The organism is Geoalkalibacter sp. (assembly GCF_030604225.1).
Classification (GTDB): Bacteria; Desulfobacterota; Desulfuromonadia; order Desulfuromonadales; family Geoalkalibacteraceae; genus Geoalkalibacter.
In genome coordinates, this window is record NZ_JAUVWH010000143.1 from 1 (window position 1) to 7,627 (window position 7,627).

Below are 7,627 nucleotides of genomic sequence, written 5' to 3' on the forward strand. Positions count from 1 at the left end.
CTGGCGCGCTACCGGCGCTTTTTGCAGGAGCGCAAGCTGTGGAGCGAGGACTGGGAAGCGCAACTCGCCGCCGAGATCCATGACTGGATCGCCGCGGGGGTGCGTGATGCCGAGAGCCGGCCCGCGCCCGGCCCGGCGGAGGTCTTCGATTCCATGTTCGCCGAACTGCCGCCCCATCTGGCCCGGCAGAAGGCCGAACTGCTGGCCGAACTCAAGGAGCGCTGAGATGGCGAGCCTCAACCTGGTCGAAGCCATCAACCTGGCCCTGCGCGAGGAAATGGCGCGAGACGGCGACATCCTGCTGCTCGGCGAGGACGTCGGGCGCGAGGGCGGCGTGTTCCGCGTCACCGAGGGTCTGCAGCAGGCCTTCGGCGAGGAGCGGGTGATGGACACGCCCCTGGCCGAATCGGGCATCGTCGGCGTGGCCCTGGGGCTGGCCCTGTACGGTTTGCGCCCGGTGGCGGAGATCCAGTTCATGGGTTTTCTGCCGCCGGCCCTCGATCAGATCATCTCCCATGTCAGCCGCATCCGTAACCGCACCCGCGGCGAGTACACGGCCCCGCTGGTGATCCGCGTGCCCTACGGCGGCGGCATTCACGCCCCCGAGCACCATTCGGAGAGCACCGAGGCGCTGCTGGTCCACATGCCCGGCATCAAGGTGGTGGTGCCCTCCACCCCCGCCGAGGCCTGTGGCCTGCTCAAGGGCGCCATTCGCGACCCCGACCCGGTGGTGTTTCTCGAACCCAAGCGCATTTACCGTGCCATCAAGGAAGAGGTCGCGCCGGGCATGGAACCCCTGCAACTGGGGCAGGCGCGCCTGGTGCGCGAGGGCCGCGACCTGACAATGGTGGCCTGGGGCGCCATGGTGCGCGAGGCGCGGCAGGCCGCCGAACAGTTGGCCGAGGACGGGATCGAGGCCGAGATCATCGATCCGCGCACCCTCTCGCCCTTGGATAGCGAGACCATCCTGGCCTCGGTGCGGCGCACCGGCCGCTGCCTGGTCGTGCACGAGGCGCCGCGCACCGCAGGCATGGGCGCCGAGATTGCCGCGCAGGTGGCGGAGGAGGCGCTGCTCTTTCTCAAGGCCCCCGTGGCGCGCGTCACCGGCTTTGACACGGTCATGCCCCTGCCCAAGGCCGAACATCTCTATCTGCCCGGCGCACAGCGGATCCTGCGCGCGGCGCGCCGGCTGCTGAGTTTCTGAGGAGATCATGCATGGTTGAGCTCAGGTTTCCGGATATCGGCGAGGGGATGGTCGAGGGAGAGATCCTGCGCTGGCTGGTCGCGGTCGGCGAGCGTGTGGCCGAGCACCAGCCGCTGGTGGAAATGGAAACGGACAAGGCGCTGGTGGAGGTGCCTTCGCCCGTTGCCGGGGTGGTGCGCGAATTGCGCGGCGCTCCCGGCGACCTGGTGGCGGTGGGCGCCGTGTTGGCGCTGATCGAGGAGGGCGTTCGCGAAACGCCGGCGCTCAAGGCGCCGCCCGCGGCCGTGGGCGTGGTCGGCGAATTGGAAGAAGCTCCGCGGGAGGAGCCCGCCGCCGCGCCCCTGGAGAAAGCGTCTCTCGTTCTGCCCCGCGACCGCAAACTCGCCGAGGAACTCGGGATTGATCTTTCGGGTTTGCGCGGCAGCGGGCCGGGGGGGCGCATTACCGAGGAGGATATCCGCGCCGCCGCCGGCGCCCGCCAGGGCGAGGAGGCGGCGGACGATCGACTGCCCCTGCGCGGGGTGCGCCGCACCATGGCCAGGACCATGCGGGCCTCGGCCTCCAGCGCGGTGCACGTGACCATCCTCGAACGCGCCGACGCCCTGGCCCTTTGCCGCCTGCGCGAACGCGAGCAGGCCCTGGCCGCGGCGCGCGGGGTGCGTCTGACCTGGCTGCCCTTCATCGTCAAGGCGCTGACCCTGGTGCTCGAGCGCTTTCCCCTGCTCAACAGCAGCTTCGACGAGGCGCGCGACGAGATCGTCCTGCACCGCCAGATTCACATCGGTTTTGCCGTCGACACCCCCGACGGGCTGCTGGTGCCGGTGGTGCGCAACGCCCGGCGGCGCAGCATCCTCGACCTGGCCGCCACCCTGCAGCAACTGGCGGTGCGCGCCCGCGAACGCAAGATCGCCCCCGCCGAACTCAAGGGCGGCACCTTTACCCTGAGCAATTACGGAGCCGTCGGCGGGCTCTGGGGCACGCCCATCATCAACCCGCCCGAAGCGGCGATTCTCGGCGTGGGACGCATCGCCGAGGAGGCGGTGGTGCGCGACGGGCAGGTGGTGGCGCGGCCCACGGTGCCCCTGTCCCTGACCTTCGACCACCGCATCATCGACGGCGCCACCGCTCATCGCTTCCTCAACGCCCTGATCGAGCACATCGAGGATCCGGACAGAATTCTGCTGGAGAACTGAGGACCAAGGAAGGACGGTTTATTCCAGATGGGCCCTGGCGGTGCGCAGGGCAAGCTCCTTGTCGCGGGTAATCAGCGACCAGTTGCCCTCGGAGGAATGAATGCCGACTTTTTTGTCCTGGCCCCGGCTGAAATACCAGCGGTCATAGCGCTCGACGGTTGCGAAGGGGTGGTTTTCCCGGCAGAGAATGCCGCAGGGATTGATTTCCTCGAAAAAAATCGTCTCGTCGGGTTGGTCATCGAAGAGAATGTCGCTTGGCGGGTCGATGTGGGAAACATCCACCTGGTCCGCGACCTGCTGATTGAGCCATTCGGAAAGTCTCACGGCGCATCCTTTGTCGAGAAAAGAGCTTAGAGAGCGCCCGGCCAAGGACCCAGGAGTTGCTCAGGTGTACGTGTATTCGCGGAAGCGCATGGCCTTTACGACCCGTTCGCGGGCGATGCTCTCGGCCGCCGCGCGCGGCAGTATTCCTTCGCTGCGTGCCTTGTCGAGAATCAGCCGGGTGTTGGCGCGGATCTTGTCGGTGATGGCGGCGAAGGCCTCCGCTTCGCTCCGGCGGGCGTACTCCAGGGCGGCCATGATCAGGCCGCCGGCGTTGGCGATGAAGTCCGGAACCAGCAGGACGCCGCGTTCGGCAAGGATCTGCTCGGCCCGAGCCGTGGCGGGGATATTGGCTCCCTGGAGGATCAGCCGGGCCTTGATGGCGCCGGCGTTGCCTTCATGAATCACGTCCGGGGTCGCGGCTGGAACAAGGATGTCGCAGTCGACCTGAAACAGCTCCTCGCCGGGCAGCACCTGGCCCGCGCCGCCGGCTGCGATCCTGCCCGTCTCTTTTTTGACGGCGAGCAGTTGCGTCACGTCCAGCCCGCCGGGCTGGTAAACCGCGCCGCGCGAATCACTCACGGCGACGATCATCGCGCCCTTGGCGGCGAGAAAGCGCGCCGCCGCCTTGCCCACGCTGCCGAAGCCCTGAATCGCCACGCGCGCCCCGGCGAGATCGAGGCCGGCGTGGGCGCAGGCGACCTCGGCGCATTCGGCCAAGCCATGGCCGGTGGCGCCGAGCTTATCGAGGGGCAGGCCGCCGATTTCCTCGGGCAACCCCGCGACGCGGCCGATCTCGTCCTGGATCCAGGCCATGGCGTCCTCGTGGCAGCCCATGTCGGGGGCGGGGATGTATTCGGTGAGGTTTTTGATCAAGCGGGCGAAGGTGCGAAAGATCAGCTCAATGTTGGGGGCGCGGGGATCGGCGATGATGCCCGCCTTGCCGCCGCCGTGGGGTAGATCGGCCAGGGCGCTTTTGAAGGTCATGGTCCGCGCCAGGCGAGCGACTTCCTCCACGCCCACCCTGGGGGACACGCGAATGCCGCCGAGGGCCGGACCGCGCGCGGTGTTGTCGATCACCACCACCGCACGCATGGGGATGCGCGGGGCATGGAGTTGCAGAATCTTGGTCGGGCCGATATCGTCGAATGGGATCGTCATGGGGCTAATTATAGCGCGATCCGCCGGGATCGCGACTCTACCCCAGATCCTCCTGAAGGGTCCGCATCAGGGCCTGGTGAAGCCGGGGGCGCAGTTCATTGGCCTTGTCCGCGTAGCCTTTCTGCAGATAGTGCTGATATTTCTCGAAAAGCCTGCGGCGCTCAGCGTCCCAGCCCGCGGTCACGCCCTTTTTTCCTTCCGGCAGGCTGATGGCGGCTTCCTCGCGGCGGGCATGGGCCCAGTTGCTGACGCACTGAAAATAGATCAGGGCGCGGTCGAGGAGCACGAACATCAGCTGCGGATTGCGCAGGGGGCCGACCTGGATGCGGCAGCCGCCGAGTTCCCGGGAAAAGGGGCCGAGATCGACCTTGAGGCGCGACAGGGGGCGGGTGCCGGTCCAGCCGGCCAGGCCGCCTGCGATGCCGGCGCCGAGGGTGAATACGCCGAAGGTCAGACCCCCGGCGGCGCCGTCGAGGGCGGCGCCCAGGGTCGCGCCGGCGGTGGCCAGGGCGAGGCTCAGCTGCTTGCGGGTCAGGCCCAGCACCTCCCAGGTTTCCTCGGAAAACAGATCCTGCGCCGCCACGGTTTCGGCGGCCAGATCGGCGTTGAACAGATTGTGCAGGAAGCGCTGCTTGATGTCGCGGCGGCAGTCGCGCTCCAGGCGCGCGAGGCGTTCCTGAAAGGCGACGATGAGCTTGTCGCGCTGCTGGTCGCGGGCGGCGGGATCCTCGCCTTCGCTGGTGCCGCTCAGGGACAGGCTCAGGGCTTTTTCCAGCAGATGCAGGATGGCGTCGGCGCAGGCTTCGAGGCGCCCGCGCCAATCATCCTGAAGGGCGGCGACGACCTTGGCGAGGGCCGCGCCCCAGTCCTGCTCGATGTGCTGCAGGGCCTGGAGCAGGTCGATGCGCTCCTTGAAGGTGGCGCGGTGGGCGTTGAACTGCAGGTTGACGTTGAAGGTCTTGGCGAAGGCCGCTTTCCACTCGTTGAGGTAGGTGGTCTCGTTGGCCTTGGGATTGATCACCGCCATGCGTGGTCGGCCGGTGAGCCTCAGGATCTCCATTTCCGCTTCGTCGTTGGGTCGCAAGGGTCGCGAGCCGTCCACCACATAGACGATGCCGGCGTTCTTGGCCACCGGCCGCAGCAGTTCGCAGTCATCGGCGAAGCGCGGATCGCCCTGGTGGGCGCGGATGAATTCGGCCACCAGGGCCTCGGCCGGTCCGTCGTACTGCTGCATCCAGCGCAGGGTCTGCAGGGGCATCTGGAATCCCGGTGTGTCGACGAAGCGCACCAGGGTCTCGCCATCGACCTTGATGGCATAGGTGGCGCACTGACGGGTCTCGCCGGGCACCGCGCTGACGGGCACCCGGTCGTCCTCGGTGAGGGTGGAGACCACCGACGACTTGCCTTCGTTGGGATGGCCCACCACGGCGAACACGGGCACCTCACTCATCCGTCGACCTCCCCCAGTTGTGGACCAGCAGGCAGGGATCGCCCAAGGCCGCGAGGCGCTGCCGCCAGATGTCGAATTCGTGGTCGGGCGTGGGCGTACCCCAGCGACCGGGTGTCTCGCGTCCGATCAGCCCCACCACCAGCAGGCGCTCCCTGCCCAGGGCGCGGCGCAGGGTCTTGAGGTATTCGAGGGTCGCGGTGATGCACGGCTGCCAGCCTTCCAGCACCAGCAGCACCGCGCTTGACGCGGAATCCGCGCCCAGGCCGCGCAGCACCTCGGTATCCGTGTTCTCATCCAGGGCGACGGGCGCCAGGGTCTCGACGGCCGCGCCGAATTCCTTGGCGATTTCAGCCGTTGCGCCGTCGGCGACGGGCCGCGCGAGAAGTTCCGTCGGGACGAGGGCGCGCAGGCGGGTCATGCCGGCCTGCATCTCGGCGGGCAGCACCAGGGAGGCCGCGGCCTCATCCTCCCCGACCTCGCCGTCGCGGCCGATGCGCACTTGCGGGTGCTGCATGCGGCGCATCAGGGCCTCGCAGCGGGCATCGGGAAAGGACAGCCGGCTCAGGGCGCGGCGGATGCCGAAAAAGGCGGTGCCGAGCAGCAGCAGGCGCGGCAGCACCGTATAGCAGAGGATGGCCCAGAGCAGAAAATACCACCAGGATTGCAGATCGCCGCTGGCCAGATGCTGCAAGCCTTCCTTGAGGAACACCCGCGAGCCGGCCACCTGCTCCAGGGTTGGATGGGAGAAGGGCGGCTCGGCCAGGGTCGCCCAGGGGCGGGCCAGGACGGAGACCAAGGCATGCAGGCCTTCGGCGGAAAGCTGGGTGGTGGTCTGCCAGCTAAAGGCCAGGTCGGCGAACCAGCCGCGCACCATGACCGTGAGCAGCACCCCCAGGGAAAAGCCCAGGGCGGCGACCTGCATCAGGGCAAAGGCGAGCCAGCCCATGATGCCGGCATAGAGGCCGCCACGGCCGCGCAGCACACCCCAGCTTTGCGCCAGGGCCGAAGGCGTCCGCCCGCTGTCGCGCTCACCGAGCAGGGCATAGGCGCGGCGGCTCAGGCGAGTCAGCAGGGCGCCGGTCAGCCAGCCGCCGAAGACCCCGGCGGGATTTCCGCGCAGGGCCAGGCGCAGGGCCGGCAATCCGGCGGACAGCAGGGCGAAAAAAAAGGGCACCGCGACCAGCAGCGCCAAGGCGGCAAACAGATTGATGGGGCGCGTGCCCGCGTAGCTCAGCACGCCCCAGGCCAGGGCCGCCCCGCCCAGGCCGCCGACTGCCAGCAGCAGCAGGGTAAAGGGGCGCAGCAGCGCCGCCACCACGTCGCCGGGTAGGGGCGCGGCCTGCTCGGCGCGGGCGCTGTCGCGGCGCAATTCGAGCCAGCGGCGCAGCAGCGCGCGTCTGGAGGGCGGCGTCTCCTCGGCGAGATGGGCGCGATAGAGTTCACGATCGCGATGACTGAGGGAAGCCGGGTCGGCTTCGGCATCCGCGGCGAGAAAGTATTCGAGATCGACCAGGTCGGCGACGGACCAGTCCTTGGGGTTGGAATTCGGCATGGAGTTCCTGTGCAGCGGTTCAGAAAGAATCGGGACGCGCGAGGCGCAAGACAATTTAATACCAGAATGAAATTGACGCAAGAATTGCCGCTCTCGCGGCCCGGCCTTGCATGCGCCGGCGGGCTGTGATAACAAACGGCAATAGGACATGGGGCCGGCCGTGCAGCCGCGGCCCCTTTTTTCTTCCTGCCCGCCATGGAGACCCACATGCTCGAACTCGGTCGCATCAATACCTTGAAAATCCAAGCCATCGACGGCAACGGCGCCTGGTTCGCCGGCGATCAGCTGCGCATCCTGCTGCCGGCCCGCGAACTGCCGTCCGGCGCCGCGCCGGGCGACGAGCTGGCGGTGTTCGTCTATCTCAACAGCGAAGGGTTGCCCCTGGCCACCCTCAGGCAACCCAAGGCCCAGGTCGGCGAGTTCGCCTACTTGCAGGTGAGCCAGATCACCAAATACGGCGCTTTTCTCGACTGGGGCCTGGACAAGGAACTGCTCGTGCCCTTCAGCGAGCAGCCCGAGCGCATGCGCGCCGGACGCAAGTACCTGGTCAAGGTGTGCCTCGACGACCGCAGCCGCCTGGTCGCCACCGCCCGCGTCGAGCGCTGCCTGGAAGAACCGCCGGAGCTGCGCCTCGGCGAGGAGGTGGAAATCCTGCTCTGGGAGTTCACCGACCTCGGCGTCAAGGTCATCGTCAATGACCTGTTCCCCGCGCTGCTCTATCAGGATGAAATCCGCCCCGGCATGAA

At 68.0% G+C, this 7,627-nt stretch carries 7 protein-coding genes and 1 pseudogene; 4 read left to right on the plus strand and 4 right to left on the minus strand.

The features are described from left to right. From QAT43_RS13115 to QAT43_RS13125, 3 genes and pseudogenes are all read left to right on the plus strand, one after another. Positions 1-225 (plus strand): annotated as a pseudogene (locus QAT43_RS13115) (pyruvate dehydrogenase (acetyl-transferring) E1 component subunit alpha); the annotation flags it as partial. Position 226: 1 nt separating this feature from the next. Then, positions 227-1,204, plus strand: coding sequence for an alpha-ketoacid dehydrogenase subunit beta (locus tag QAT43_RS13120; protein ID WP_305043535.1), 978 nt, complete (start codon positions 227-229; stop codon positions 1,202-1,204). A gap of 11 nt (positions 1,205-1,215) precedes the next feature. Next, positions 1,216-2,397, plus strand: coding sequence for a dihydrolipoamide acetyltransferase family protein (locus tag QAT43_RS13125; RefSeq protein ID WP_305043536.1), 1,182 nt, complete (start codon positions 1,216-1,218; stop codon positions 2,395-2,397). 18 nt (positions 2,398-2,415) lie between these two features. On the opposite strand, the gene QAT43_RS13130 is transcribed toward QAT43_RS13125, so the two are convergent. The 4 genes from QAT43_RS13130 to QAT43_RS13145 are packed head-to-tail and all read right to left on the minus strand — an operon-like array spanning position 2,416 to position 6,881. Further along, positions 2,416-2,721: a hypothetical protein gene (locus tag QAT43_RS13130; RefSeq protein ID WP_305043537.1), complete on the minus strand. Its 306-nt coding sequence runs from the start codon at positions 2,719-2,721 to the stop codon at positions 2,416-2,418. 60 nt (positions 2,722-2,781) lie between these two features. After that, complete coding sequence (locus QAT43_RS13135; protein ID WP_305043538.1) at positions 2,782-3,879, minus strand: Glu/Leu/Phe/Val family dehydrogenase; 1,098 nt, start codon at positions 3,877-3,879, stop codon at positions 2,782-2,784. Between the two features lie 37 nt (positions 3,880-3,916). Then, positions 3,917-5,329: a DUF3482 domain-containing protein gene (locus QAT43_RS13140; protein ID WP_305043539.1), complete on the minus strand. Its 1,413-nt coding sequence runs from the start codon at positions 5,327-5,329 to the stop codon at positions 3,917-3,919. Continuing rightward, positions 5,322-6,881 carry a DUF2868 domain-containing protein gene (locus QAT43_RS13145; RefSeq protein ID WP_305043540.1) on the minus strand — a complete coding sequence of 520 codons (1,560 nt, stop codon included), beginning with the start codon at positions 6,879-6,881 and terminating at the stop codon, positions 5,322-5,324. The genes QAT43_RS13140 and QAT43_RS13145 overlap by 8 nt, the downstream gene beginning before the upstream one ends. A gap of 207 nt (positions 6,882-7,088) precedes the next feature. Between QAT43_RS13145 and QAT43_RS13150 the strand changes: the two genes are divergently transcribed. After that, positions 7,089-7,627 (plus strand): S1-like domain-containing RNA-binding protein (locus tag QAT43_RS13150; RefSeq protein WP_305043541.1); only part of this gene is annotated, 539 nt, incomplete at its 3' end.

Bases quoted from the DNA above. Each gene is read 5' to 3' on its own strand.
- QAT43_RS13120 (WP_305043535.1), top strand. From the start codon at position 227: ATGGCGAGCCTCAACCTGGTCGAAGCCATCAACCTGGCCCTGCGCGAG.
- QAT43_RS13125 (WP_305043536.1), top strand. From the start codon at position 1,216: ATGGTTGAGCTCAGGTTTCCGGATATCGGCGAGGGGATGGTCGAGGGA.
- QAT43_RS13135 (WP_305043538.1), bottom strand. From the start codon at position 3,879: ATGACGATCCCATTCGACGATATCGGCCCGACCAAGATTCTGCAACTC.
- QAT43_RS13140 (WP_305043539.1), bottom strand. From the start codon at position 5,329: ATGAGTGAGGTGCCCGTGTTCGCCGTGGTGGGCCATCCCAACGAAGGC.
- QAT43_RS13145 (WP_305043540.1), bottom strand. From the start codon at position 6,881: ATGCCGAATTCCAACCCCAAGGACTGGTCCGTCGCCGACCTGGTCGAT.